Raw genomic sequence first — 25,618 nt, forward strand, 5'->3', positions numbered from 1 at the left:
GCCGTTCGCACCCTGACCCGGCCGGACCGCCCTGGTCAACCCGCCCCGGCCGCGGCGGCCGGGCCAGGTGGACCAGGGCTGCCGCGGCTCAGTGCTGCTGTGCCTTCTGCGGGGTCAGCTCGCTCGGCCGGACCACGACGTACCCCTCGCCCTGGAGCATCAGCTGGACCGCCTCGCCCGAACCGCCGCGCAGCATCGACCCGATGGACTGCGAACGGTGCAGCGAGGTCTGCAGGTGTGCGGTCCAGCCCACCACGGCGTCCGTGTCGACGTACACCGGGGCCTGCGGCGAGACCGGGATCACCAGCGGGTTGCCGTCGCAGATCAGCCCGAGCCTGCCGTGCCCGGAGAACACGCTGTTGAACAGACCGCCGCCGGCGATGCCGGACCCCCTCACCGTCTTGATCTCGTACGCCAGAGTGGCGTCGAAGCACAGGACGTTGCGGCCGTTCACGGTGAACAGGTCGCCCGGCTCCAGCTCCACTATGAAACAGTTCTGCGCCTCGTGCGCGAACCAGGCCTCGCCCTGGCCCTGCACGGACATCAGCGGCAGCCCCTCGCCGGTGACCGCGCGCTTGAGCATCCCGCCCACACCCTGGCCCTTGCGTTCGAACTTCAGAGCGCCGCGGTGCGCGATCATCGCGCCCTGCCGGGCGTACATCTCGCCGTTGACCGCGTACCTGACGCACTTCGCGTTCTCGACCGTCATGCCCGGCTCGACCGCCGGCGCCACCATGTGCTGACTTGAAAAGAGATCACCCTTCATGCCGGGCATGGTGTCCCGGACGGACCCGTTCCGCCAAGATCACGCACCGTACCGGTTCAGGCACCGAACAGCTGGGTCCAGTAGGTGCCGGCCCGGCCGCCCCCGGCGAAGCCGATGCCTATGTGGGTGAAGTCCGGTCCGAGGATGTTGGCCCGGTGCCCCGGGCTGTTCATCCAGCCGTCCACCACCTCGGCCGCGGAGCGCTGGCCGCAGGCGATGTTCTCGCCGATGGTGCGCCGCCGCGAGCCCGCGGCGGCGGCCCGGTCCCAGGGCTGGGTGCCCTCGGGGGAGGTGTGCGAGTAGAAGTCGCGGGCCGCCATGTCGGTGCTGTACGCCTGCGCGGCGGCCGCCAGCTGCGGATCCACCGCGAGCGGCCGCAGCCCGGCCCGGGTGCGCTCCGTGTTGGTGAGGTCGACGACCTCGGCCTGGGTGCGGGCCAGTTCGGCCTGGGTGAGGGGCCTGGCCCACAGGGCGGTCCAGTAGGTGTCCCCGTCCCGCGGGCTGCGGGCGTGAGCCAGGCCGGCGTGCGTGAACGCCGCGTCGAGCAGGGTGCGCCGGGCGTCCTCGGTGCGCAGGCAGTAGTCGATGAACTCGGCCGGGGTGCGGGGGCCCGAGACGAGGTGCTCGCCCACCGTCACATAGGCGAATCCGGTACCGGTGATCCGCTGGTGGACGAAGACGCCGTCGCGGCTCTCGCCGGACAGCCGGCCGGCGTCGGCCATCGCGGTGGCGTGGGCGAGGGCGGCGGAGGCGAGCCGGGCGTCCGGGGCCACCGGCGGGCGGCCGGCCCGGGCACGGGCGGAGTTGACCAGCCCCAGCAGACCGTCCGGATCGGGGAACGAGGCCAGCGAGGGGCGGGAAGGCGAGGCGGCCGTGCGCTGGGCCGGGATCGCGGCGCGGAAACCGGGGGACGGCTGCCGGTCCTCGACCACGTCGACGCCGAAGTCCCGGGCGAGGCCGGCCAGTCCGTCCGCGTATCCCTGGCCGATCGCGCGCAGCTTCCAGCCGGTGCCCCGGCGGTATATCTCGGAGAGCAGCAGCAGGGTCTCCGTCTGCGGGCGTGGCGGTGCGAAGCGGGCCACGGTACGGCCGAGGCGGTCGGTCACGTGCAGGGTGGCCGCGGGCAGCCGGCCGAGCGGGGTGCCGGGCTCGGCGGCGGTGACCGAGAGGGTGACACGCTGGGCGCCCGCCCGCAGCAGCGCCGGCTCGACGGTCAGGGTGTCACCGCGCAGCCGGACGCCGGGCGCGTCCGGCTGGTTGTAGAAGACGAAGTCGGCGTCCCCGCCTACCTTGCCGCTCTCGCCGGTGATCAGCGCCGACACGTCGAAGGGACCGGGCACCCGCAGCGTCAGCGCGCCGCCCGGAAGGGGCAGATTGCCCCCGGGGACCAGCTCGCTCATCGCGCCGCCTCTACGAGGTCAGGGGCCGAACGCCGCGCCCGGTGGGGAGTCGCCGGTTGAACGTCCGGCCCGGGCGCGAGGTTCCCCGAAGAGGCAGGGCCCTACTGCTCCTGAGGCGCGGCCGGGGCCACGTCCTCCTGTTCGACCGGCGCGGCCGCGGCGTGCGTGGACTTCTGCTCGCCGCAGAACGCCGGCTCCAGGGTGGCCGCCAGTGTGTTGAGCACGTCGGAGCTGTTGGAGGTGTTGGCGAGCGCGGTGAGGCTGCGCCTGCCGTCCTTGGTGGTGAAGGCGTACGTGTAGTACCCCTGGACGGCGCCGGTGTGGCCGTACACCGAGATCCCGCAGGACAGCTCGCGGCGGCGCAGTCCGAGGCCGTAGGAGGTGGTGGAGTTGACGCGGGTGAAGCGTTCCATCTCCGCGAGGCGGGCGGCCGATGTCAGCTTGCCGCGCACCAGCGCCGAGTAGAAGGTGTCGAGGTCGCGGGCGCTGGAGATGATCGCGCCCGCGCTCTGCGCCCAGGAGACCGTCTGGCTCGTGGCGTCGACGGGCTGGGCACCGGCCTGGTCCGCGGTGAGGTAGCCGTTGGCGTGCTGCCCCGGGATCCTCGTGTCGGGGTGCACGTAGAAGGTGTCGCTGAGCTTCAGCGGCTTGAAGATGCGGTTCTCGTACTCGGTGCGCACGCTGTGCCCCGTGAGCTTCTCGATCAGCATGCCGGCGACCACGAAGTTGGTGTTGGAGTACGAGTAGGCGGCGCCCGGCGCGTTGGTGCGCGGCTTCCTCAGGGACATGTCCACCAGCTGGCGGTAGGTGAAGACCTTGTCGCGCACGGCCTCGAAGCCGGCCACGCTGTCGGCGAACATGTCGTTGGTGTAGTCGTACAGGCCGCTGCGGTGACTCAGCAGGTGCCGCACGGTGATGCGGTCGTCGGGCAGCAGGCCCGGCAGATAGCGGTTGACCGGCGCGTCCAGGGCGAGTCTGTGCTCGTCCACCAGTTGCAGCAGGACCACCGCCGAGAACGTCTTGGTGACACTGCCCACCCGGAAGCGGTCGGTGGTGGTGAGGGCCCGCCGGCTCGTGCGGTCGGCGATGCCCTGCGCGGACCGGTAGACCCGCGTGCCGTCGTCGATGCGGGCCATCGCGCCGGGCGCGCCCTTCGCCACGACCGAGCGCAGGACCGCGGCCAGCCCGGCCGTGTCGGGCGCGGGCAGGGCGGCGGCCGCCCGCGCCTTCCCCGCCGTCTTCAGGGGCGCCGCGTGGGCCGGGACCGCGAGCAGCGACAGCGTCACCGCCCCGAGCACCGCGCTCCTGCACACCATTGCCGAGACCATTCGGACCGGTTCCTCTCTGTGCTGCCTTCGATGCGAGATGAGTCACATACGGTTCGGGGAACCCTCTCGCATCCCGTCACATCTCCACAGCCGACGCACAGTTGGTCACTCTCTGATCACCGCGCGGCGGGGATTCGCCAAATATTGCCACGAAATGCAATAAAAGCGATGAACTGTGCTTTACATGGACATGACTCGTCCGGAAGGGTTGCGGCCGGGGCCCGACCAGCCCCCTTGGCGCCAGGCGGCGCTCTGCCGCAAGGCGGTTGGTGACCACAGCCGTCTTCGAACGAAGGAACCCTGATCAGTGCGTAGCGCGCACATACGCAGCCTGGCGGTCGCCGTCGCCGTGACGACGGCCGCCACGGGCCTGGCCGGAACGGCCTTCGCGGGTCCCGCGACGGGGGTACGACAGCCGGCCGCGGCCTCCGCCACGACGACCGCGCAGGTGGTGGCGGCGGCCCGGGCCGCCGCCTTCGCCCATGCCGCGGCGACCGGTGTCGGCGCGGGCGACGAACTCCGGCCGCAGGACGTGATGATCGACCCCGAGGGGGCGCGCCACGTCCGATTCGTCCGCACCCACCAGGGGATGCCGGTCCTCGGCGGCGACCTCGTCGTCCATCTTTCCCGCCGGTTGGCCTACACCGGCGTCACCCGCGCGGCCGACCACGCCGTCAGGCCCGCGGCCACCGGGGCGAAGCTGACCGCCGAGCAGGCCGAGGAGAAGGCCGCCACGGCGGCCGGCGGCGACGCCGGCGCCGCCCGGCTGGTGGTGGACGCCCGGGACGGCGCAGCCGCCCTCGCCTACCGGGTGACGGTCGACGGCGCGAACGGCTCCAGCACGGTCGTCGTCGACGCCCTCACCGGAAAGGTGCGCAGCAACACGCCGGACAGCGACGAGTTCCTCTCGCCCAAGCTGCTGGACACCCTGCGCAGCCGCGGCGAGATCCTCGACCCGGCCGCCGGCATCGGCGCGCGGGCCCAGGCACTCGCCGGGGCGTCCGTCTCCGCCGCCGCCCGCTACCCGGTGACCGCCCACGGCTCCGGCAGGTCCCTCTTCGTCGGCAAGGTCCCGCTCACCACCACGCAGACCGCCCGCAAGAGCTTCCTGCTCAAGGACCCTACCCGCTACGGCACCGAGACCCGGGACGCCAAGGGCAAGGAGACCGAGAGCTTCAACCAGGGCACCAAGTTCACCAGCACCACCGACAGCTGGGGCGACGGCACCACCACCAGCCGGGGCAGCGCCGCCGCCGACGCCCAGTACGGCATCACCGAGACCCTGGACTTCTACCGGAAGACCTTCAACCGCAAGGGCATCGCGAACAACTCCAGGCCCGCGCGCGCCATGGTCCACTGGGGCCACAAGGTCGGCAACGCCTTCTGGGACCCGGACTGCGGGTGCATGCTCTACGGCGACGGGGACGGCGCCGAGATCAAGAAGCCGCTGGTCGTCCTCGACGTCACCGGCCACGAGCTGACCCACGGCGTGGTGGACGCCACCGCCGGGCTCGAACCGACGCGCGTCGACAACGACGGCAACCAGTTCGGCGAACCGGGCGCGCTGAACGAGTCGCTGGCCGACATCTTCGGCTCCGGCGTGGAGTTCTTCGCCGACAACCGGAAGACCCCGCCGAACTATCTGCTGGGCGAGAAGCTGGGCCTGCGCCAGAAGTTCCTGCGCCGCCTCGACCACCCCTCGCTGGACCGCCTCGAAGGCACGGTCGACTACTGGTCCCCCGAGGTGGCGGACGCCGAGGTGCACGCCGGCTCCGGCGTCTCCTCACACGCCTTCTACCTGCTCGCCGAGGGCAGCGGCCGCAAGACGATCGGCGCCACCGCCTACGACTCGCCGACCTACGACGGATCCACCGTCACCGGCATCGGCCGCGCCAGGGCCACGGCGATCTTCTACCGCGCCCTGACCCGGTACATGGTCTCCTCGACCGACTTCCACGACGCGCGGATCGCGACGCTGAAGGCGGCCAAGGACCTCTACGGCGCGAGCGGCGTCGAGTACCGCACGGTCGACCAGGCCTGGGCCGCGGTCGACGTCACCGAGGCCAACACGCCGGCCGCCCGCCCCTGACGGGCGCGCCCCACCGCTGATCCGGGCGCCCCCGACGGGGCACCCGGATCAGCCGCGCTTGTGGAAGACGAGTCAACGTCCCCGTCTCACCCGCCATTTGAAGGCCACGGTGGCCTCACAGTCAACCTTCAGGTGATTCCTGTTTCTTTTATTGACAGCGGAAAATAAGCCACCTAAGTTCCGGGCCATGCGCTCCACCTCCCGTGCCGAGACGTTCCCGGCCCACACGCCGGCCGTCTCGCAGATCTTCACCACGGTCCTGTCCCACGGCCCCCTCACCCGGCTGGAGGTGGCCCGCCGGGCCGGACTGTCGCCGGCGGCCGTGACCAAGGCCGTCCGGCCGCTGCTGGCCGCCGGGTACCTGGCGGAGGACGCCGACGGCGAGGCCCGGCCCGCCCTCGGACGCCCCGCCAACCTGGTACGGGTCGACGGCGGACGCGCACTGTTCATCGGAGTCAAGGTCACCGGCGACGAGGTCATCGCGGTCCTCACCGACCTGTGCTGCCGGATCCTGCTGGCCCGCCGGACGCCCGTCACGGACCGAGCCGCCCGGGCCGTGCTCACCACCGTCGCCGACCTGACCCACGAACTGCGCACCGCCGCCGGGGACTTCGGCGCCCCGGTCCTCGGCCTCGGCATCGCCGTCTCCGGCGACGTGGACCGCGCCGAAGGGGTCGTGCGCTACTCGCCCTTCCTCGACTGGCGGGACGTGCCCCTCGCCGAACTCGCCGCGATGACCACCGGACTGCCGGTCGTCGTCGACAACGACGTACGCGCGCTGACCGTCGCCGAGCAGTGGTTCGGCGCCGGGGTCGGGCTGTGCGACTTCGCCGTCGTCACCGTCGGCGCCGGCATCGGCTGCGGACTGGTGATCCACGGTCAGGTGGTGTCGGGCGCGCACGGGGTGGCGGGGGAGATCGGGCACGTGGCCATCGACCCGGCCGGGCCCCTCTGCCACTGCGGCAACCACGGCTGCGTGGAGGCGATCGCCGGGGACGCCGCGATCCTCACCCGCATGCGCGAGGTGACGGGCCGCCAGGTCACCGACTCCGCCGCGGCGGTGGCCCTCGCCCACCAGGGCGTGCCCGGCGCGCGCGAGGTGTTCGCCCGCGCCGGCGAGGCTATCGGCCGGGGCATCGCGACCGTGGCCAACCTCTTCGGCCCCGAACGCGTGATCATCTCCGGCGAGGGGCTCGCCGCCTACGACCTCTTCGCCGAGCACATCCTCGACTCGTTCGCCGCGGCCGCCTTCGGCTCCGCCGCGCGGTGCGACGTACAGACCCGCCCACTCGCCTTCGAGGAGTGGGCGCGCGGGGCCGCGGCCGCCGCGATCCAGTCCTTCATCACCTCTTCTCCCACACCGACGGGCAAGGGCTGAGCCGCCCAAGACCCCGAACCCTGGAGGGCCCATGCGGTCACCTTCGACATCCGCCCTGCCCGTACGCGGGCTGAGAACCGTCCTCGTGCTGGCGATGACGGCCGCCTTCGCGGCCGCCGTGCCCGCCGCGCAGGCCCAGACGCCCGAGCAGATCGCCGCCAAGCCGTACATGGGGTGGTCGAGCTGGAGCATGCAGTCGTCCAAGTACCCGGGTCTCAACGACAAGGGCGACTACAGCTACCTCACCGAGGCGAACGTCCTCAAGCAGACCGACGCCATGGCGAGCAAGCTGAAGAAGTACGGCTACGACTACGTCAACATCGACGCCGGCTGGTGGATGGACTGGAACTGGAAGCAGGGGTACGACCAGTACGGCCGCCAGAAGGCCGACCCCGCCCGTTTCCCCAGCGGAATGAAGGCCGTCGCCGACCACATCCACGCCAAGGGCCTCAAGGCCGGCATCTACCTCCCGGCCGGCCTGGAGAAGGGCGCCTACGGCGACGGCACGACGCCGGTCTGGAACGCCGAGGGCTGCACCACCGCCGACATCGTCTATCCCGACCTGCGCACCACCAACGGCTGGGACAGCTCGTACAAGCTCGACTTCGACAGGCCGTGCGCGCAGAAGTACATAGACTCCCAGGCCCAGTTGATCGCCGGATGGGGATACGACTTCCTGAAGCTCGACGGCGTCGGCCCCGGCTCCGGCAAGAGCGGCGACCAGTACGACAACGTCGCCGACGTCGCCGCCTGGCACCAGGCGATCGGCGCCACCGGCCGCCCGATCCACCTGGAGGCCTCCTGGTCCCTGGACTTCGGGCACGCCGCGGACTGGCAGAAGTACACCAACGGCTGGCGCATCGACACCGACGTCGAGTGCTACTGCAACACCCTCGTCAGCTGGGAGAACTCCGTCGACGACCGCTGGGACGACACCCCGGCCTGGACCGGCAAGGCGGGCCCCGGCGGCTGGAACGACCTCGACTCCCTCGACGTCGGCAACGGCGCGATGGACGGTCTCACCAAGGCCGAACGGCAGAGCTACGCCACGCTCTGGGCCGTCGCCAAGTCGCCCCTGTTCACCGGCGACGACATCACCAAGCTCGACGACTACGGCGTCTCCCTGCTGACCAACCGCGAGGTCATCGCCGTCGACCAGAGCGACAACCCGCCGGCCCGGCCGGTCACCCCGTCCGACCCGCAGCAGGTCTGGGCCGCGAAGAACGCCGACGGGACCTACACGGTCGCGCTGTTCAACCTCGCCGACTCGCCCGCGGCGGTCACGGCCGACTGGACGGCGCTGGGATTCACCGGCAAGGCGACGGTGCGGGACCTGTGGAACCACGAGAACCTCGGCAGCCACCAGAACAAGATCACCGAGGCGCTGCCGGCCCACGGCTCGCGGCTGTTCACCGTGACGCCGAAGGGCAGCGCGCTGGCATTCACCGGGTACGAGGCCGAGGCGAGCGGCAACACACTGAGCGGGAACGCCTCCGTCGCCGGGTGCGACGCGTGCTCCGGGCAGAAGAAGGTCGGAAACCTGTACCAGGGCGGCAAGCTGACCTTCAACAACGTCGTCGTCGACACGGCGGGTACGTACCTGGTGAAGGTCGCGTACGTCAGCGGTGACTCGCGGCCGGCCACCGTCGCGGCCAACTCCGGGGGCGGGACCGGCCACAAGTTCCCGTCCACCGGGGACTGGGGGACTGTGGCGACGGTGAGCGTGCCGGTCACCCTGAAGGCCGGCGCCAACACGATCAGCTTCGACAGCGGGTCGGGGTACGCGCCGGATGTCGACCGGATCGACGTTCCCAAGTCGCCCAGGTAGTCGGGTCGGCGGGAACTGCGCCGGCCGGTGGGGCTGGTCGCGCCCACGTGGCGGAAGCCGCTGATCGACACAGCCCCGCGCCCCTGACGGGGCGCCTTCCTTACGGACGTTGGATTGGAACCCCATGGACAACCACCCCAGCAGACGCGGCTTCCTCGCCCTCGCCGCCGCCACCGGGGCCCTCGCCTCGCTGCCCTCCTTCACCGCCTCCGCCGCGCCGGTGCGGTCCTCCGAGCCGCTCGTCGCCTCCCGGCACCAGTTGTGGTGGCAGGCGCCCGCCGACGAGGGGTCGATGATCACGCAGGGCCTGCCCGTCGGCAACGGCCGCCTCGGCGCCCTCGCGGGCAACGACTCCGGCCGTGAGCTTCTCCTGGTCACCGACGCGACGTTGTGGACCGGCGGACTCAACGACACCCTCGACTCGGACGGCCAGTTCCCCTACGGCCGGGCCGACTTCGGCTCCCTGACCCTCCTCGCCCGGCTCACCGTCGAGATACCCGACCACGACCTGGGCGCCGTCTCCGACTACCGCCGCACCCTCGACCTCGGCAACGGCGTGGTGACCGCGTCGTACGTCCGCTCCGAAGTGACCTACCGGCGCGAGGTGTTCGCGAGCCGCCCCGACGACGTGATCGTGCTGCACTTCAGCCAGGACGGCGGCGGGCGCTACACCGGCACCGTCACCCTGGAGGGCACCCACGGGGAGGCCGGCACCGCCGAGTCGTTCGCCGGGTCCTTCGCCAACGGGCTGAAGTACGGCGCCGCCGTCCGGGCGTACGGCAGCGGCGGCAGCGTACGGGTGGACGGCTCGCACATCAGCTTCACCGACTGCCGCGAACTGACCGTCGTACTCAGCGGCGGCACCGACTACGCGCCGGACGCCGCCGCCCACTACCGCGACCCCTCCGTGGACCCGGTGGCGCTGGCCCGCACCAAGGTCAAGGCCGCCGCCCGGCACTCCGCGGACTCGCTGCTGCGCACCCACGCGGCCGACCACCGGGCGCTGTTCGGCCAGTTCGACCTCTCCCTCGGCACCTCGACGGCCGACCAGCGCGAACTGGACACCTGGGCGCGTGTCCGGGCCCGCGCCGACACCGGCGACCCCGACCCCGAACTTGAGGCCGCCTACGCCCAGTTCGGCCGCTATCTGATGATCGCCGGATCGCGGGACGGGCTGCCGATGGGCCTCCAGGGCCTCTGGCTGGACGGCAACGACCCCGACTGGATGGGCGACTACCACACCGACATCAACATCCAGATGAACTACTGGATGTCCGACCGGCTGGGCCTGTCCCAGTGCTTCGACGCCTTCACCGACTACTGCGTCGCCCAGCTCCCGGCCTGGACGGACCTCACCCAGCGGCTCTTCCAGGACTCCCGCAACCGCTACCGCAACTCCGCCGGGAAGGTCGCCGGCTGGACCGTCGCCTACTCCACCAACCCCAACGGCGGACTCGGCTGGTGGTGGCACCCGACGGGCAACGCCTGGCTGTGCCAGAGCCTCTGGGAGCACTACGAGTTCACGCGCTCCCGCGCCCACCTGGAGAAGATCTACCCCCTCCTCAAGGGCGCCGTCGAGTTCTGGGAGGCGCGGCTGCTCACCACCACCCTCGACAACGGGAAGGAGGTGCTGATCGCGGACCACGACTGGTCGCCGGAGCACGGGCCGCAGGACGCCAGGGGCAACACCTACTCCCAGGAACTGGTCTGGCTCCTGTTCGGGAACTTCCGCACTGCGGCCGCCGAGCTGAAGAGGGATGCTGGATACGCGGACACCGTCGGCACACTCCGTGACCGCCTCTACCTGCCGGTGGTGAGCCCCAGGACCGGCTGGCTGGAGGAGTGGATGTCCCCGGACAACCTCGGCGAGACCACCCACCGCCACCTCTCGCCGCTGATCAACCTCTTCCCCGGCGACCGGATCCGCCCGGACGACTCCACGCCGAAGGACGTCCTCGCCGGCGCGACGGCCCTCCTGACCGCCCGCGGCATGGACAGCTACGGCTGGTCCAACGCCTGGCGCAGCCTGTGCTGGGCCCGGCTGAAGAACGCGGAGAAGGCCTACCAGCTCGTCGTCAACAACCTGAAGCCGTCGGCGAACGGCAGCAACGGCAGCGCGTCGAACCTCTTCGACATCATGGACATGGGAGGGGGCCGCGGCATCTTCCAGATCGACGCGAACTTCGGCACTCCGACCGCCGTCCTGGAGATGCTGCTGTACTCCCGCCCCGGCCACCTGGAACTCCTGCCCGCCCTGCCCGACGCCTGGGCCCGCTCCGGCTCGGTCACCGGGGCCGGCGCGCGCGGCGGCTTCGTCGTCGACCTGCGCTGGCACGACGGCAAGCCCACCGAGGCCCGGATCCGCAGCGTCGGCGGCCGCACCACGACGGTCGCGTACGGCGGCACGTCACGGACGGTCACGCTGAGACCCGGCCAGTCCGTCACACTGAAGGACTTCGCACGGTGACCGGCCGGTTCGCGCGGGTCCTGAGTCTCGCCGCGGTGTTGCTGACCGCGGTCGCCTGCCAGACCGGGCCGGCCAAGGCGGCACCCACCTGGGAGCCCTCCGCCCGGCCCGGCGCCGCCGCCCGGCACGACGTCGTCACCTGGGGGGCCAGCGCCGACCAGCTGGGACAGGGCGCCGCCGACCGCGGTTACCGGCTGGTCGTGCACACCAGCACCGCCGGCAGCGGTCTGCGGGTACGCGTCTCCAACGCCTTCGGCGACCGGCCGCTTACCCTGGACAGCGTCTACGCCGGCCTGCAGAGCCAGGGCGCCGCCCTGGAGCCGGGCAGCAACAGGCGGCTCACCTTCGACGGCGCCCGCTCGGTCACCGTGCCGGCCGGCGCCACCGCGTGGAGCGACCCGCTGCCCGGCAACCTGCCGGGCGGCAGCAACCTGGTCGTCAGCCTGCACAGCCCCGACGCGGCCGGCCCCGCCACCGGCCACGGGATGGCCATGCAGACCTCCTACATCACCGAGGGCGACCACACCGCCGAGGAGAGCGCCGCCAACTGGACCGGCACCACCGGCTCCTGGTGGTACCTCGACTCGGTCTCCGTGCGGCCGAAGAACCCGGACACCGGGGCGGTGGTGGCGCTCGGCGACTCCATCACCGACGGCTGGGCGTCCACCAGCGACCAGAACCGCCGCTGGCCCGACTACCTCGCCCGCCGGCTGCAGAAGGCGGACACCGAGGTCAAGGGCGTGGCCGACGAGGGGATCTCCGGCAACAAGGTCCTCGCCGACGGCGCCGGGCAGGCGGCCCTCAACCGGCTGGACCGCGACGTCCTCAGCCAGCCGGGCCTGCGAACCGTCTTCCTCTTCGAGGGGGTCAACGACATCAAGGCCCACTCCGGGGTGACCGCGGCCGACCTGATCGCCGGCTACCAGGAGATCGTCCGGCGGGCGCACGCGGCCGGGAAGTGCGTGGTCGCCTCGACCGTCGGGCCGTTCGAGGGCTGGCCGGAGTGGGATCCGGCGGGTGAGGCGGTACGCCGGCAGGTCAATCAGTACATCCGCACCAGCGGGGAGTTCGACCAGATCGCCGACTTCGACCGGATCCTGCGCAGCCCCTACGACCAGGCGCGGATGCTGCCGTTCCTCGACGGCGGCGACCACATCCACCCCAACGACAAGGGAATGCAGGCCATGGCCGACTCCGTCGACCTGGCGAGCCTCGACTGCGACCGCTGAACCAACCCCGTCCGGTCACCCCCGCGCCGTCGGCTCGGGGGTGATCAGGCCTTCCCGGTAGGCGATCGCCACCGCCTCCGTGCGGCTCGCCGCGCCCAGCTTGGCGAGGATGTTGGAGACGTGCACGCTCGCCGTCTTGCCGGTGATGAACAGCTCCTCGCCGATCTGCCGGTTGCTGCGGCCCAGCGCCAGCAGCCGCAGCACGTCCTGCTCGCGCGCGGTCAGCGGCGAGACCGACCGCTGCGCCGGCCGGCGCAGCAGCGCCTCCGAGCGCTCCAGCAGCGGCGCGGCCCCCAGCGCCACCGCCGTCTCCCGGGCCGCCCGCGCCTGCTCCTCGGCCTCCGTACGCCGCCCGTGGGCCGCCAGCGCCTGCGCGTACCGCAGCCGTACCCGGGCCGCCTCGTACACATCGCCGTACGCGAACGCGGCCACCGCCCGCTCCCAGGCCGCCGGGTCCGGCCCGGACACGGCGCGCGTCCACTCGGCCTCGGCACGCGCCAGCCAGGCCTGCCCCTCCGGTCCCTGCCGCGCGGCCGTCGTCCGGGCCAGCCGCACCAGTTCACCGGCGACGGCGCTCCAGCGGTCCGCACCCCGGTCGCCGCGCCCTTCGGCCGCCGCCCGGTCCGCGACCGCCGCCAGCGCCAGCGCGGCCAGCCGGACCGACACGTCCGGCGCCCGCCCCGACTCGTCGGTGAGCGCCGCGACCGCGTCCCGTGCCCGTGCCACGGCCTCCTCCGGGTCACCCCGCACCGCGGCCGCGTCGGTCAGCACGATCCCCCCGACGAGCCGGCCCATCCAGTCGAACGGCTCCCCGAGCAGCGCCCGGGCCCGCGTCACCACGTCCGGCTCGCCCCGGGCCAGCGCGACGTACAGGACGGGCCCCACGGTGTATCCGGGCGCAGGCTCCTCCGCGCCGGCCACCCGCAGGCACTCGTCCCACTGCCCCAGCGTGTAGAGCACCAGCAGCCGCAGATACCGCATCTCCAGGGCGTACGGCGAGGACAGCAGCCCCGACCGCCGGGCCCGGTCGAGCCCCTCGGTGAGCCACGGCAGGCACTCCCGCAGCTCGCCCGACTCGAAGCAGCCGACGGCCAGGCTGAACAGCGCCCGCATCTCCACCGGCGTGTCCCCGGCCGACCGGGCCAGCTCCCGCGCCTCCCGGAGCCGTTCCCGCCCCTCCTGGGTACGGCGGCCACCGCCTTCCAGCCGGGCCAGGGAGATCAGCAGGTCGGCCCGGGCGGCGGTGGCGCCGATCCGCTCGGCGGCCTCCAGGGCCTGCCGCGCGACCCGCAGCGCGGTGGCGTCGTCCCCGACCTGACGGGCCGCCATGACATGGGTGGCCGCCGCCCACACCCAGGTCCGGGACGGCGGTTCGGCGGGGATCATCGCGAGCGCCTCGCTGCTGTAGGCGAACGCGGCGGCGAGGTTGTCGACGGTCATGAGGTTCCCGGCGAGCGTGTAGCGCACCCGGGCGGCGAGTTCGGGATCCGCGTCCTGGCCCGCGCCGGCCAGCGCGGCCCGGGTCAGGGACACCGCCCGGTGCGCGTCGCCGGAGTACGCGGCCGCCGCCGACGCCCGCAGCGTCAAGGTCACCGGGTCCAGCCCCTCGCCCGAGGGCCGCGCCTCGCACGGCACGGCCGGCCACAGGTCCAGGGCCGCCTCCAGATGCCGCAGCTCCTCCGCCGGGGCACCCACCCGCCGGGCGTGACCGGCGGCCTCCACCGACGCGGCCAGCGCCTCGGGCAGGTCGTGGCTCTCGCGGTAGTGGTGCGCCCGCTCGGCAGCCGTCTCGGCCCCGCCTCCGCGGGCGGCGAGCAGCCTGGCGTACGTGCCGTGCAGCCGCGCCCGCTGCCCGGGCAGCAGATCGCCGTAGACGGCCTCGCGGGCGAGGGCGTGCCGGAAGGCGTACGTGTCCCCGTCCCCGGCGACGAGCAACTGCCGCCCGACGGCCTCCCGCAGGGCGGCCTCCAGCTCCTCCTCCGGCAGTGCGACGGCGTCCCGCAGCAGATCGTGCCCGACCCGGCGCCCGGCCACCGCCGCCGTCCGCAGCACCTGCTGGGCCGTCTGCGACAACTGCTCGACCCGGATGAGCAGCAGATCGGCGAGCCCGGTCGGCATCCCGTCCGAATCGGCGGCGGCCACCAGCTCCTCCGTGTAGAAGGCGTTGCCCTCGGCCCGCTCGACGATGTCCCGCACGGTCGCCTCGGACAGCGGCCGCTCCTCCAGCACCCGCACCAGCCGCGCCACCTCGGCGTCCGCCAGCGGCCGCACCTCCAGCCGCTCCGCACCGGGCAGCCGCACCAACTCGGCGAGCAGCGCCCGCAGCGGATGCCGCCGATGCAGATCGTCGGCACGATAGGAGGCCAGCACGGCGAGCCGCCGCGGCAGCACCCCCCGGCTCAGCAGAAACCGCAGCAGGTCCCGGGACGACTGGTCGGCCCAGTGCAGGTCCTCCAGGATCAGCACCAGGGGCGCGGCAGCCGCCAGCTCGGCGAACAGCGCGGCGACTCCTTCGAAGAGCCGCAGCCGCGCGTCCGCGTCGCGGGAGGAGTCCGAGGCGGCGCCGAGAAGACGTTCCACGGCCGGATGGGCGCCGAGAATCCCCGCAAACCGCTCCTCACCCGCCAGCACCCCGAGAATCTCGGTGAACGGCAGATACGGCAGCCCCACATCCCCGAGGTCGACGCAGTGGCCGACGACGACGGTGGCCCCGCCCTCGGCCGCCCGGGCCGCGACCTCGTCGAGCAGCCGGGTCTTGCCGACCCCCGCGTCCCCGGCGACCAGCACGGCCTGCCCGCTGCCGTTCCGGGCGCGCTCAAGGAGCCCCGCGAGGCGGGCCAGCTCGTCGTCCCGACCGATCAGGGGAGTGGTAAACGATCTCTGTGGCACGCCCACATCCTGACAAGGGACGACTCGGGAAACCAGGGGCGTGGGGCTGTTTCGACGTGCGGCTCCGCCGCGTGGGCGCGACAAGCCACGGTGAACCCGCAGCTGCTGTCGCCACAGAACCCCCCACCCCCGTAGGCACTCAGCTCAGCCTCGCAGCACCCGAGCCCAGTCCTGCGGCACCCGCTCCGCGGGACCCGGCACCGACTGATCCGCAGGATGACTGACCGGCGGCGCCAACTCCGGCCCGGCCTCGAACAATTCCTCCGTCTCGAAGTTCCAGAACCACCTCTCGCCCGGCTCGTAACTGCGGATCACCGGATGCCCGGTGGAACGGAAGTGCGCCGTCGCGTGCTTCGAAGGCGAGTCGTCGCAGCACCCGATGTGCCCGCACTGCGCACACCGCCGCAGATGGAACCACCAGCCCCCCGCCGCGTCGCACTCCACACACCCGGCACCGCTCGGCGGAACCTCCGGGTCGATCGCGGTGTCGCCGCTCATACTGCCTCCACTACTGTCTCGGATTCCTCAGGTGCCTCGGCGGTCAGCGGAAGCAGTACCTGGAACCGGGTGTCGCCGGGCTCCGACTCCACCCGCATGCTGCCGTGGTGCTTGTTCACGATGATCCGCCACGAGATGTCCAGGCCCAGGCCTGTGCCCTGCCCCACGGGCTTCGTCGTGAAGAAGGGGTCGAAGATCCGGTCCTTGATCTCCGGCGCGATCCCGGTCCCGGTGTCCCCGAACTCGACCAGCAGCTGCTCGTGGTCGAGCGCGGTCCGCACGGTCAGCGTGCCCTGTCCGTCGCCGTCGCCGTCCTTCATGGCGCAGACCGCGTTGTCGATGAGGTTGGTCCACACCTGGTTGAGCTCGGCGGGGTAGGCGGGGACGGGCGGGACCGTACGGTCGTACTCCTTGACCACCTGGATGCCCTGCCCCATCTTCCCGGACAGCATCAGCAGCGTGCTGTCGAGGAGTTCGTGCACGTCCACCACCCGGTACGGCGCCCGGTCCAGCTGGCTGTACTGCTTGGCCGCGTCGACGAGGTGCGAGATGCGGGTGGTCGAGTCGTCGATCTCGTTCATCAACAGCTCGGTCTCGATGGTGTAGTTGAGCCAGCCGACCGCGTTCGGCAGGATCTCCTCGTCGACGGCGGCGGCGACCTGCTCCAGCCAGTCGATGTCGAGTCCGGCCTGCACGAAGGTCGGCGCGAGCTCCCAGCCGTGCTCGATGCCGTGGTCCTCCAGCCAGTCGGTGAGCGCGTCCTCGCGGTCGGAGGTCTCCAGCGGGCTGAGCGACGACGCCTTGGCGACCCGTTCCGCCGTGCGTTCCTGGATCTCGATCAGACCCGCCAACTGCTCGCGGGAGAACGGCCCCGAGGCGATCACCCCGAGCTTGTGCCGCATCTTCGCCACCCGCTCGCGCAGCGTGGACGTGGCCCGCACGGCCGCCGCGGCCGGGTTGTTGAGCTCGTGGGTGAGCCCGGCGGACAACGAGCCCAGCGCCAGCAGCCGCTCGCGCTGCCCGATCGCCGCCTGGGTGTTCTTCGAACCGAAGAACAGGCCCTCGAGCAGGTGCACGGCCATCGGGAACCACTCGCGCATGATGTCCGCGAACGTGTCCGCCGGCAGCACGAAGAACCGCGTCGGCTCGGTCACCCGCATCGAGTTGTTGTACGCCTGCCGCACCCGGTCCCCGAGGTAGGCCTGCATCGCGCCCCCGTACACCCCCGCCTGCGAGGTCCGGATGACCTCGACGTCGTCCCCGGCGACCCGCCGGGAGACCACCACCGTGCCCTCGATCATCACGTAGAAGCAGGTGGCCGGGTCACCCTCGGTGTAGACGGGACCCGGCTGGAACAGCTCCACCCCGCCCGCCGCGCACAACCGCCCGAGCTGCTCCGGCTCCAGCTTCTCGAACAGGAACAGCGCGCCGACCTCCTTCGGGCTGCACGGCATCAGCTGTCCGCTCATGACTGCTCCAGGTACCGGTGGACGAGCATCACTGCCATGGCTCCCTCTCCGACGGCGGACGCGACACGCTTGGCGGACTCGGCGCGGGCGTCGCCCGCCACGAACACGCCGGGAACGCTGGTCTCCAGGTGGTAGGGCGGCCGGTCCAGCTCCCAGCCGGCCGGCGGCCGTCCGTCGACGGTCAGGTCGGGCCCGGCCAGGATGAACCCGCGGTCGTCGCGCAGCACCGTCTCGCCGAGCCAGTCGGTCAGCGGTGCCGCCCCGATGAACACGAACATCCACTGGGCGTCGACCTGTTCCCGGTCCCCGCTTTTCACATGGCGCAGGGTCAGCTGCTCCAGCCGCTCGGCGCCGTGCGCCGCCTCCACCACCGTGTGACTGCGCACGGCGATGTTCGGGGCCTCGCTGATCTGCTGGATCAGGTAGTACGACATCGATGCCGCCAGGTCGGCGCCGCGTACCAGCAGGGTCACCGACTTGGCGAACCGGGACAGGTACATCGCCGCCTGGCCCGCCGAGTTGGCGCCGCCGACGATGTACACGTCCTGGCCCTGGCAGGAGGTCGCCTCGGTGAGCGCGGAGCCGTAGAACACCCCGCAGCCGGTCAGGTCGAGACAGCCGGCGGCGTCGAGCTGCCGGTACTGCACACCGGTGGCCAGGATCACGCTGTGCGCCGCGACCGCCGAGCCGTCCGCGAACCGCACCACCCGCGCGGCCCCGTTGACCTCGAGCGCCGTGACCTCGCGGGCGGTCAGGATCTCCGCGCCGAACTTGGCGGCCTGCCGCCGCGCCCGGTCGGTGAGCTGGGCGCCCGACACGCCGTCGGGGAAGCCCAGGTAGTTCTCGATCCGCGAGCTCTGCCCGGCCTGCCCGCCGGTCGCCGACCGCTCCACGAGCACGGTCCGCAGCCCCTCCGACGCCCCGTACACGGCCGCGCCGAGCCCGGCCGGGCCGCCGCCGATCACCACCAGGTCGTAGAAGTCCGCCGTGGGCGTGGTCGCGAGCCCCACGTGCGCGGCCAGTTCCGGGGCCTCCGGCTCCACCAGGGGCGTGCCGTCCGGTGTGATCACCAGCGGCAGCCGCTCCCCGTCCGCCTCGGCCGCGGCCAGCAGCCGCCGGCCCTCCGGCTCCTCGACCGAGTACCAGCGGTAGGGCACCTGGTTGCGGGCCAGGAACTCCCGCACGTCCGAGGAGCGGGCCGACCAGCGGTGCCCGACGACCTTGGTGGCCGGCACCGGTTTGTAGTCGCTGGCCCGCCAGGCGTCGAGCAGGTCGTCGAGGACCGGGTAGAGCTTCTCCTCCGGCGGATCCCAGGGCTTGAGCAGGTAGTGGTCCAGGTCGACGACGTTGATCGCGTCGATCGCCGCGTTGGTGTCCGCGTAGGCGGTCAGCAGCACCCGCCGCGCGCCCGGGTACACGTCCAGCGCCTGTTCCAGGAACTCGATGCCGTTCATCTGCGGCATCCGGTAGTCGGCCAGGATCACGGCCACCAGGTCGCCACGCAGCTTCAGCTCCCGCAGCGCGTCCAGCGCCGACTCCCCGGACTCCGCGCGCACGATCCGGTACGACGCGCCGTAGCGGCGCCGCAGGTCCCGGGCGACGGCACGGGAGACTCCCGGGTCGTCGTCCACGGTCATGATGACGGTCCGTGCCGCGTCGGCAGCCTGTGCCATACGTCTCCCACCCCGAGCCGTTGTTCCACTGGACGGCGGGCCCTCCGGGAGGAGCGCGGTCACCGTACCGGTTCCCGCCCATCGTATGTTCGATCGCCCGCGTTCGCTCTTGTACAGCGGTGCACAGCGGGCACCCGTGCGTGCGCGAGACTGATCACGCACACGCGGAACCGACGAGGAGGCCGGTGCATGGCACGTCCGATCACGGCAGGGGTCGACGGTACGGAGGAGAGCCTCGCCGCTCTGGACTGGGCGGCCCGGGAAGCGGTGCGCCGGGGACGTCCGCTGCGGGTGGTGCACGCCTGGCGGTACGAGGCGCACGAGGCGGCCGGCGGTGACCGGGAGACCCAGCGGGGGTGGGTGTCCGAGGGGGTCACCGAGTCGGTGCGGACCGTCACCGGGCGGTATCCGCAGCTCGCGGTGAGCGTCGACGTGGTGGAGGGCGGCTCGGTCGAGGTGCTGGCCGAGGCGGCGGCCGGGGCCGAACTGCTGGCGCTGGGTTCGCGCGGGCACGGGCGGGTCGTCGGGTTCCTGCTGGGTTCCGTCGGTCAGGAGGTGATCGCCGAGGCCGCCCGGCCCGTCGTCCTGGTGCGCGCCGGGGACCGGCCGGCGGCCGAGGCCGCCGGGCGGGAGGTCGTCGTGGGCCAGCAGGGCGGCGCCGAGGACAGCGCGGCCGCGCTGGAGTTCGCGTTCGAGACGGCGGCGGCCCGTGGCGCGACGGTCCGGGTGGTGCGGGCCTGGACCCTGCCGCCGGTCTTCGCCTACAGCCCGGGCTCCCTGAAACTGCTGGACGAGTCCGGAGGCATGGAGCCCTTCGAGAAGAAGGCGCTGGCCGAGGCGGTACGGCCGCTGCGCGAGCGGTACCCGGACGTGCGGGTCGCCGAGCACGTGGAGATGGGCAGCGCGGGGCAGGTGCTGCTCTCGGCGGCCGGACAGGCCCAGCTGATGGTCGTCGGACGGCGCGCCCACCGCACCGCGGTCGGGGCCCGCATCGGCTCGGTCGCGTACGGAGTGCTGCACCACGCCGACTGCCCGGTGGCCGTCGTCCCGCACGAGTGACCCGCTCCGGGGCTCACTCCGGGGTGACCGGCTCCAGCGTCTCCCGCGCCTTGGGCAGCACGTTCTCGATGTAGTCCTCGACCGCCTTGTCCAGGCCTATGTCGTGCTGCGCGCGCTCGGACAGGTACCAGCGGTGCTCCAGCAGCTCGTGGTAGATCTCCGCCGGGTCCATGGAACCGCGCAGCTCAAGCGGCACGGCCCGCACGGTGGGCCGGAAGACGTCCCGCACCCACCGGTGGGCCAGCACCTCGGGGCGGGCCGCCAGCGGGTCGCCCGGGGCGTAGTCGTCCTGGGTGGCCATCCAGCTCTCCAGGTCGTTCAGCAGCCGCCGCGCCTGGTTCTCCTCGGCGTCCAGGCCGGTCAGCCGCAGCAGCTGGCGCTGGTGGTGGCCGGCGTCGACGACCTTCGGCACGAAGGTCACCGTGTCGCCGTTGGAGGAGTGCTCGATCTGCATCTCGGCCACGTCGAAACCGAGGTCGTTGAGCCGCCGGATCCGGCGCTCGATGTACTGGTACTTGCCCGCCGGGTACACCGAGGTCCGGGTCAGCTCCTCCCAGAGCTCGCCGTAGCGGGTGCAGATCTCGAACCCGAACTCGACCGGGTCCAGCGACGGGTGCAGCGCCCCCGAGGCCTCCAGGTCGAGCAGCTCCCCGCTGATGTTCACCCGGGCCAGGTCGAGGTCGTACTCCCGCTGCCCGTTGCTCAGCTGCGGGTGCAGGTCGCCGGTCTCGGCGTCCACCAGGTACGCCGCGTACGCGCCCGCGTCCCGCCGGAACAGGGTGTTGGACAGCGAGCAGTCGCCCCAGGCGAAACCGGCCAGGTGCAGGCGCACCAGCAGCACCGCCAGGGCGTCCATGAGGCGGTGCATGGTGGCCGGGCGCATGGTCGTCTCGAACATCGAGCGGTACGGCATCGAGCCGCCGAGGTGCCGGGTGACCAGCACCGGCTCCAGCGGCTCGCCGTCCGCGTCGAGGCGGCCGGTGATCACGGCGAGCGGGTCGACGGCGGGGATGCCGAGCCGGTCCAGGTCGCGCAGCAGCTCGTACTCGCGCAGCGCGGGGCGCTCCGCCAGCTCCTTCACCGCGAGGACCTCGTCGCCGGCCCGGGCGTAGCGCACCACGTGCCGGGAGATGCCCCGGGGGAGCGGCACGAGGTAGTCCTCGGGCCACTCCTCCAGCGGGACGTCCCAGGGGAGTTCGAGCAGGAGCGCGGGGTGCTCCGGGTTGGTGGCGCTGATCTGCAAGGCCATGGGACGAACCTTAAGGCCGGCGGGTCAGGAGGCCAGCTCCCGGGCCCGCTCGGCGGCCGCCCGCACCGGACCGCGGTGCAGCGGGCCGTGTCCCGGCAGCAGGGCGTCGCCGTCGAGCGCGCCGACCAGTGCCAGCGAGGCCAGCGCCCGGTCCCGCTCGTGGTGGAACATGTCGGGCAGCAGCTGCGGGCCCTGGATCCGCGAGGTGCGGTGCCCGCTGACCAGGGCGTCCCCGGAGATCACGATTCCGGCGTCGGGCACGTGGTAGACGGTGTGCCCGTCGGTGTGTCCGGGCGTGTGCACCGGGACCGGGCGGCCCGGCAGGTCGAGGGGGCCGTCGGCGACCGGGAAGGCCTCCGGAGCCTTGACCGGGTGCTGCTCGGTGCCGCCGACCCGCAGCACGTGCACCAGCCACGGCACCACACCCGGCCGCCAGGCGTTCTTCACCACCGCGCCCACGGACACCTGCTGGAGGAAGTCCCGCCGGGCGTGCGGGACTTCGGCCTCGTGCAGATAGACCGGGGTGCCGTGGGTCTCGCGCAGGTACTCGGCCGAGCCGAGATGGTCGTTGTGCGCGTGCGTGATCAGGACGGCCGCGACCGCCTCCGGTGAACTGCCCACCTCCGCGAGGGAGCCGAGCAGGCCCTGCCGGTCGCCCGGGTAGCCGGTGTCCACCAGCGTGACGGCGTCACCGTCCTTGAGGATCACCCAGTTGGTGTGGTGCCCGTGCACCAGATAGGCGCCCTTGCCGACTTCGTGTACCGCTGCCCGCATGATCACTCCGGCTCGCCCGTCGTACAGATCGAAACGGAGGACAGCCAACCACACGCGGCGGGCCGTCCGTTGCCGAGGTCCAGGTCAGCGCACCCCGTGCGGCCGGAACTGGATGCTGATCCGCGGTCCGGCGGCCCGGGTCGTCTTCGGTACGCAGTGCTCCCAGGTCCGCTGGCAGGAGCCGCCCATCACGATGAGGTCGCCGTGGCCGAGCGGGCGCCGGACCGAGGGGCCGCCGCGCAGCGGGCGCAGCAGCAGGTCGCGGGGCGCGCCCACGGAGAGGATCGCGACCATGGTGTCCTCCCGCGCGCCCCGGCCGATCCGGTCGCCGTGCCAGGCGACGCTGTCCCGGCCGTCGCGGTAGTAGCAGAGCCCGGCCGTGGCGAACGGTTCGCCCAGCTCGGCGGCGTAGTGCCGGGTGAGCGCCGCGCGGGCCTCGACGAGCACGGGGTGGGGGAGCGGGTCGCTCGCGCCGTAGAAGGCGAGCAGGCGCGGCACGTCCACGACGTGGTCGTACATCGTGCGGCGCTCGGCGTGCCAGGGGACGTCCGCCGCCAGCTGGTCGAACAGCGCGTCGGCACCGCTCAGCCAGCCCGGCAGCACGTCGATCCAGGCGCCGGAGCCCAGGACGGTCCGGCCGGTGCCGTCGAGGGTGCCGAGCCGCAGCTCGTCGGTCTGGTCGAACAGGGAGCCCTGGAGGTGCGTGGCCATGGATCCAGCGTACTCCGTAATCGAAAATCTGTTCCTATTTGATCTCGGGCGGGACGGTGACGGCCTCTTTCGATACATCCATGCATCCGATACATTCCTGTATCGAACGGAGGTCGGCACATGGCGGTGAACGGCGGCGCGCCCCAGCGCGTGACCCGGCGGCGGGTGCAGACCCGCGCCCGGCTGCTGGACGCCGCGTTCACCGTGTTCGCCGCCAAGGGCTTCGGGAGGGTCTCCATCGAGGAGGTCTGCGAGGCCGCCGGGTTCAGCCGGGGCGCCTTCTACTCCAACTTCGCCACCCTCGACGAGCTGTTCTTCGCCCTCTACCGGGAGCGCGCCGACCTCATCGCCCGGCAGGTCGCCGACGCGCTCGCCGGCGACGGACCCGACCTCGACGTGCCGGCCTCCGTGGACCGCGTCACCGACGTGCTGCTCCTGGACGTGGACTGGCTGCTGGTGAAGACCGACTTCCTGGTGCACGCGGCCCGGGACCCGGCCGTCGCCGAACTCCTCCTCGACCACCGCACCCGGCTCCGCCAGGCCATCGCCGACCGGCTCGTCAGGGCCCGCGGCCACACCCCGGTCCCCGCCGTGCTCGGCGATGCCGAGGGCGCGGCCCACGCGGTGGTCGCCGCGTACGACGGGGTCACCGTCCAACTGCTGCTCGACAAGGACGTCCACCGGGCCCGTGCCTGGCTGGGGCAACTGCTCACCGCGCTGCTGACCGACAGCAGCACCCGATCCGGATAAGAAAGGCGTCGCCATGGACGCGGACGTCATCGTCGTCGGAGCCGGTCTCGCCGGCCTGGTCGCGGCGCACGAACTCACCAGCAGGGGCAGGCGCGTCGCCCTGGTCGACCAGGAGAACGCGGCCAACCTCGGCGGCCAGGCGTTCTGGTCCTTCGGCGGGCTCTTCCTCGTCGACTCGCCCGAGCAGCGCCGCCTCGGCATCAAGGACTCCCTCGATCTGGCCTGGAGCGACTGGCAGGGCAGCGCCCAGTTCGACCGCCAGCAGGACGAGGACTCCTGGGCGGTGCGCTGGGCGCGGGCCTATGTCGAGTTCGCGGCGGGGGAGAAGCGGCCCTGGCTGCAGAGCCACGGCATCAGCCTGCTGCCGACCGTCGGCTGGGCCGAGCGCGGCGACCTGCGCGCTCACGGTCACGGCAACTCCGTTCCCCGCTTCCACGTGGCCTGGGGCACCGGCACCGGCGTGGTCGAACCCTTCGCCCGGTACGCCAAGCAGGCCGCCCGCGACGGACTGCTCACCTTCCACCACCGCCACCAGGTCGACGAGCTCGTCGTCGCGGACGGCGAGGTGCGGGGCGTACGCGGCACCGTCCTCGCCCCCGACGACGCGCCGCGCGGTGTCGCCTCGAACCGCGACCGGGTCGGCGACTTCGAACTCACCGCCCAGGCCGTCGTCGTCACCACCGGTGGCATCGGCGCCAACCACGACGTCGTCCGCCGCTACTGGCCCGAACGCCTCGGTACGCCCCCCGCCGAGATGGTCACCGGCGTCCCCGCCTACGTGGACGGCCGGATGCTCGACATCAGCGCGGAGGCCGGTGTCCGCCTGGTCAACCGCGACCGCATGTGGCACTACACCGAAGGCCTCCAGAACTGGAACCCCGTCTGGCCCGGCCACGGCATCCGCATCCTGCCCGGCCCGTCCTCGATCTGGCTCGACGCCCTCGGCCGCCGCCTGCCCGACCCCTGCCTGCCGGGCTACGACACCCTCAACACCCTCAAGTACCTGCGTACCACCGAGGACATCGCGGGATACGACCACTCCTGGTTCGTCCTCACCCGGAAGATCGTCGAGAAGGAGTTCGCGCTCTCCGGCTCCGAGCAGAACCCCGACATCACCGCCAAGGACCGCAGGGCCGTGCTGCGCGACCGGCTGCTCGGCAAGGGCGCGCCCGGCCCGGTGCAGGCCTTCCTCGACCACGGCGCGGACTTCGTCACCGCGAACTCCCTGGAGCAGCTCGTCGAGAAGATGAACGGCCTCACCGACAAGGCGATCCTGGACGCCGCCGAGGTGCGCCGCCAGATCGTCGCCCGTGACCTGCAGATCAACAACTCCTACAGCAAGGACTCCCAGGTCCAGGGCATCCACAACGCCCGCCGCTACATCGGCGACCGTCTGGGCCGGGTCGCCGCCCCGCACCGCATCCTCGACCCGGCCGCCGGCCCGCTGATCGGAGTCAAGCTGCACGTCCTGACCCGCAAGACCCTCGGCGGCATCCAGACCGACCTGGACTCCCGCGCCCTCGGCGCCGACGGACAGCCGGTCGGCGGGCTCTACGCGGCCGGCGAGGTGGCCGGTTTCGGCGGCGGCGGCGTGCACGGCTACAACGCGCTGGAGGGCACCTTCCTCGGCGGCTGCCTGTTCTCCGGCCGGGCGGCGGGCCGGGCGGCGGCGAGGCAGACCGCCTAGTCGGCCAGGAGCCGCGCCAGCACGGCGGCGTGGCTCTCGTCCGGGGTCCTGGACGCGGTGAGCAGGGTCACCCGGCTTCTGTGCACCGACTTCCTGAGGCCGTCGAGGAGTTCGGCGGCCTCGGGAGCGGCCAGTTCCGCCTCGTAACGACGGGTGAACTCCTCGTACGACCCGCCGCCGTGGAACCACCGGCGCAGCTCGTCCGACGGCGTCAGCCCCTTCGGCCACTCGTCCACGTGCGCGTCCTCCTTGGACACCCCGCGCGGCCACAGCCGGTCCACCAGGACGCGCACCCCGTCCTCCGGCTCGGGCGACTCATAGATCCTGCGGACGCGCACACTCATGACCGACGCACCTCCCGGCTCGCTGACGGT

The 25,618-nt window shown here is 72.4% G+C and carries 19 protein-coding genes; 8 read left to right on the forward strand and 11 right to left on the reverse strand.

The window, feature by feature from the left end; translation table 11 throughout:
• Nucleotides 1–88: 88 nt before the first annotated feature.
• From AB0P24_RS30485 to AB0P24_RS30495, 3 genes are all read right to left on the reverse strand, one after another.
• Complete coding sequence (locus AB0P24_RS30485) at nucleotides 89–766, reverse strand: AIM24 family protein (RefSeq protein WP_365799576.1); 678 nt, start codon at nucleotides 764–766, stop codon at nucleotides 89–91.
• A gap of 56 nt (nucleotides 767–822) precedes the next feature.
• The gene (locus AB0P24_RS30490; RefSeq protein WP_365799578.1) at nucleotides 823–2,166 is read right to left on the reverse strand and encodes a CAP domain-containing protein; all 1,344 of its coding nucleotides are present in this window, start codon (nucleotides 2,164–2,166) and stop codon (nucleotides 823–825) included.
• Nucleotides 2,167–2,267: 101 nt separating this feature from the next.
• The gene (locus tag AB0P24_RS30495) at nucleotides 2,268–3,494 is read right to left on the reverse strand and encodes a serine hydrolase domain-containing protein (RefSeq protein WP_365799580.1); all 1,227 of its coding nucleotides are present in this window, start codon (nucleotides 3,492–3,494) and stop codon (nucleotides 2,268–2,270) included.
• A gap of 307 nt (nucleotides 3,495–3,801) precedes the next feature.
• On the opposite strand from AB0P24_RS30495, the gene AB0P24_RS30500 reads away from it, so the two are divergent.
• The 5 genes from AB0P24_RS30500 (at nucleotide 3,802) to AB0P24_RS30520 (ending at nucleotide 12,485) form a co-directional block, all read left to right on the forward strand.
• Entirely contained in the window at nucleotides 3,802–5,583 is a 1,782-nt protein-coding gene (locus tag AB0P24_RS30500; RefSeq protein ID WP_365799582.1) for a M4 family metallopeptidase, read from the forward strand.
• A 187-nt stretch (nucleotides 5,584–5,770) separates the two neighbouring features.
• Nucleotides 5,771–6,961: an ROK family transcriptional regulator gene (locus AB0P24_RS30505; protein ID WP_365799584.1), complete on the forward strand. Its 1,191-nt coding sequence runs from the start codon at nucleotides 5,771–5,773 to the stop codon at nucleotides 6,959–6,961.
• Nucleotides 6,962–6,992: 31 nt separating this feature from the next.
• Nucleotides 6,993–8,789, forward strand: a complete 1,797-nt coding sequence (locus tag AB0P24_RS30510) for a CBM35 domain-containing protein (RefSeq protein WP_365799586.1) — start codon at nucleotides 6,993–6,995, stop codon at nucleotides 8,787–8,789.
• Between the two features lie 124 nt (nucleotides 8,790–8,913).
• On the forward strand, nucleotides 8,914–11,256 hold the full coding sequence (locus AB0P24_RS30515) for a glycoside hydrolase N-terminal domain-containing protein (RefSeq protein ID WP_365799588.1): 2,343 nt from the start codon (nucleotides 8,914–8,916) through the stop codon (nucleotides 11,254–11,256).
• A complete protein-coding gene (locus AB0P24_RS30520; protein ID WP_365799590.1) occupies nucleotides 11,253–12,485 on the forward strand; it encodes an SGNH/GDSL hydrolase family protein in 1,233 nt (410 codons plus the stop codon). The genes AB0P24_RS30515 and AB0P24_RS30520 overlap by 4 nt, the downstream gene beginning before the upstream one ends.
• Nucleotides 12,486–12,500: 15 nt before the next feature.
• Here AB0P24_RS30520 and AB0P24_RS30525 read toward each other — a convergent pair whose 3' ends face one another.
• From AB0P24_RS30525 to AB0P24_RS30540, 4 genes are all read right to left on the reverse strand, one after another.
• Nucleotides 12,501–15,374: an AAA family ATPase gene (locus AB0P24_RS30525; protein ID WP_365799592.1), complete on the reverse strand. Its 2,874-nt coding sequence runs from the start codon at nucleotides 15,372–15,374 to the stop codon at nucleotides 12,501–12,503.
• A 144-nt stretch (nucleotides 15,375–15,518) separates the two neighbouring features.
• The gene (locus tag AB0P24_RS30530) at nucleotides 15,519–15,872 is read right to left on the reverse strand and encodes a UBP-type zinc finger domain-containing protein (RefSeq protein ID WP_234542401.1); all 354 of its coding nucleotides are present in this window, start codon (nucleotides 15,870–15,872) and stop codon (nucleotides 15,519–15,521) included.
• Nucleotides 15,869–17,341, reverse strand: a complete 1,473-nt coding sequence (locus tag AB0P24_RS30535) for an ATP-binding protein (protein WP_365799595.1) — start codon at nucleotides 17,339–17,341, stop codon at nucleotides 15,869–15,871. Before AB0P24_RS30535 ends, AB0P24_RS30530 begins: the two co-directional genes overlap by 4 nt.
• Entirely contained in the window at nucleotides 17,338–19,014 is a 1,677-nt protein-coding gene (locus AB0P24_RS30540; RefSeq protein WP_365799597.1) for an FAD-dependent oxidoreductase, read from the reverse strand. Before AB0P24_RS30540 ends, AB0P24_RS30535 begins: the two co-directional genes overlap by 4 nt.
• A 189-nt stretch (nucleotides 19,015–19,203) precedes the next feature.
• On the opposite strand from AB0P24_RS30540, the gene AB0P24_RS30545 reads away from it, so the two are divergent.
• The gene (locus tag AB0P24_RS30545) at nucleotides 19,204–20,073 is read left to right on the forward strand and encodes a universal stress protein (protein WP_365799599.1); all 870 of its coding nucleotides are present in this window, start codon (nucleotides 19,204–19,206) and stop codon (nucleotides 20,071–20,073) included.
• A gap of 13 nt (nucleotides 20,074–20,086) precedes the next feature.
• On the opposite strand, the gene AB0P24_RS30550 is transcribed toward AB0P24_RS30545, so the two are convergent.
• The 3 genes from AB0P24_RS30550 to AB0P24_RS30560 all read right to left on the reverse strand — a co-directional run bounded on the left by AB0P24_RS30550 (nucleotide 20,087) and on the right by AB0P24_RS30560 (nucleotide 22,807).
• Nucleotides 20,087–21,322 (reverse strand): DUF4032 domain-containing protein, encoded by a 1,236-nt coding sequence (locus tag AB0P24_RS30550; RefSeq protein WP_365799601.1) that lies wholly within the window; start codon nucleotides 21,320–21,322, stop codon nucleotides 20,087–20,089.
• Between the two features lie 24 nt (nucleotides 21,323–21,346).
• Nucleotides 21,347–22,096, reverse strand: a complete 750-nt coding sequence (locus AB0P24_RS30555; RefSeq protein ID WP_365799603.1) for an MBL fold metallo-hydrolase — start codon at nucleotides 22,094–22,096, stop codon at nucleotides 21,347–21,349.
• An 84-nt stretch (nucleotides 22,097–22,180) separates the two neighbouring features.
• The gene (locus AB0P24_RS30560; RefSeq protein ID WP_365799605.1) at nucleotides 22,181–22,807 is read right to left on the reverse strand and encodes an alpha-ketoglutarate-dependent dioxygenase AlkB; all 627 of its coding nucleotides are present in this window, start codon (nucleotides 22,805–22,807) and stop codon (nucleotides 22,181–22,183) included.
• Between the two features lie 120 nt (nucleotides 22,808–22,927).
• On the opposite strand from AB0P24_RS30560, the gene AB0P24_RS30565 reads away from it, so the two are divergent.
• Entirely contained in the window at nucleotides 22,928–23,557 is a 630-nt protein-coding gene (locus tag AB0P24_RS30565) for a TetR/AcrR family transcriptional regulator (RefSeq protein WP_365799607.1), read from the forward strand.
• A gap of 13 nt (nucleotides 23,558–23,570) precedes the next feature.
• Complete coding sequence (locus tag AB0P24_RS30570; protein WP_365799609.1) at nucleotides 23,571–25,244, forward strand: FAD-binding dehydrogenase; 1,674 nt, start codon at nucleotides 23,571–23,573, stop codon at nucleotides 25,242–25,244.
• Here the strand turns inward: AB0P24_RS30570 and AB0P24_RS30575 are convergent.
• A complete protein-coding gene (locus AB0P24_RS30575; protein ID WP_365799611.1) occupies nucleotides 25,241–25,588 on the reverse strand; it encodes a DUF488 family protein in 348 nt (115 codons plus the stop codon). The genes AB0P24_RS30570 and AB0P24_RS30575 overlap by 4 nt on opposite strands.
• Nucleotides 25,589–25,618 lie beyond the last annotated feature (30 nt).

Source organism: Streptomyces sp. NPDC086519, from assembly GCF_040686075.1.
In the GTDB taxonomy this organism is placed as follows: domain Bacteria; phylum Actinomycetota; class Actinomycetes; order Streptomycetales; family Streptomycetaceae; genus Streptomyces; species Streptomyces shenzhenensis.

Coding starts and splice junctions, on each gene's coding strand:
- AB0P24_RS30485 (WP_365799576.1), bottom strand. CDS start 766: ATGAAGGGTGATCTCTTTTCAAGTCAGCACATGGTGGCGCCGGCGGTC.
- AB0P24_RS30490 (WP_365799578.1), bottom strand. CDS start 2,166: ATGAGCGAGCTGGTCCCCGGGGGCAATCTGCCCCTTCCGGGCGGCGCG.
- AB0P24_RS30495 (WP_365799580.1), bottom strand. CDS start 3,494: ATGGTCTCGGCAATGGTGTGCAGGAGCGCGGTGCTCGGGGCGGTGACG.
- AB0P24_RS30505 (WP_365799584.1), top strand. CDS start 5,771: ATGCGCTCCACCTCCCGTGCCGAGACGTTCCCGGCCCACACGCCGGCC.
- AB0P24_RS30510 (WP_365799586.1), top strand. CDS start 6,993: ATGCGGTCACCTTCGACATCCGCCCTGCCCGTACGCGGGCTGAGAACC.
- AB0P24_RS30515 (WP_365799588.1), top strand. CDS start 8,914: ATGGACAACCACCCCAGCAGACGCGGCTTCCTCGCCCTCGCCGCCGCC.
- AB0P24_RS30530 (WP_234542401.1), bottom strand. CDS start 15,872: ATGAGCGGCGACACCGCGATCGACCCGGAGGTTCCGCCGAGCGGTGCC.
- AB0P24_RS30535 (WP_365799595.1), bottom strand. CDS start 17,341: ATGAGCGGACAGCTGATGCCGTGCAGCCCGAAGGAGGTCGGCGCGCTG.
- AB0P24_RS30540 (WP_365799597.1), bottom strand. CDS start 19,014: ATGGCACAGGCTGCCGACGCGGCACGGACCGTCATCATGACCGTGGAC.
- AB0P24_RS30545 (WP_365799599.1), top strand. CDS start 19,204: ATGGCACGTCCGATCACGGCAGGGGTCGACGGTACGGAGGAGAGCCTC.
- AB0P24_RS30550 (WP_365799601.1), bottom strand. CDS start 21,322: ATGGCCTTGCAGATCAGCGCCACCAACCCGGAGCACCCCGCGCTCCTG.
- AB0P24_RS30555 (WP_365799603.1), bottom strand. CDS start 22,096: ATGCGGGCAGCGGTACACGAAGTCGGCAAGGGCGCCTATCTGGTGCAC.
- AB0P24_RS30560 (WP_365799605.1), bottom strand. CDS start 22,807: ATGGCCACGCACCTCCAGGGCTCCCTGTTCGACCAGACCGACGAGCTG.
- AB0P24_RS30565 (WP_365799607.1), top strand. CDS start 22,928: ATGGCGGTGAACGGCGGCGCGCCCCAGCGCGTGACCCGGCGGCGGGTG.
- AB0P24_RS30570 (WP_365799609.1), top strand. CDS start 23,571: ATGGACGCGGACGTCATCGTCGTCGGAGCCGGTCTCGCCGGCCTGGTC.
- AB0P24_RS30575 (WP_365799611.1), bottom strand. CDS start 25,588: ATGAGTGTGCGCGTCCGCAGGATCTATGAGTCGCCCGAGCCGGAGGAC.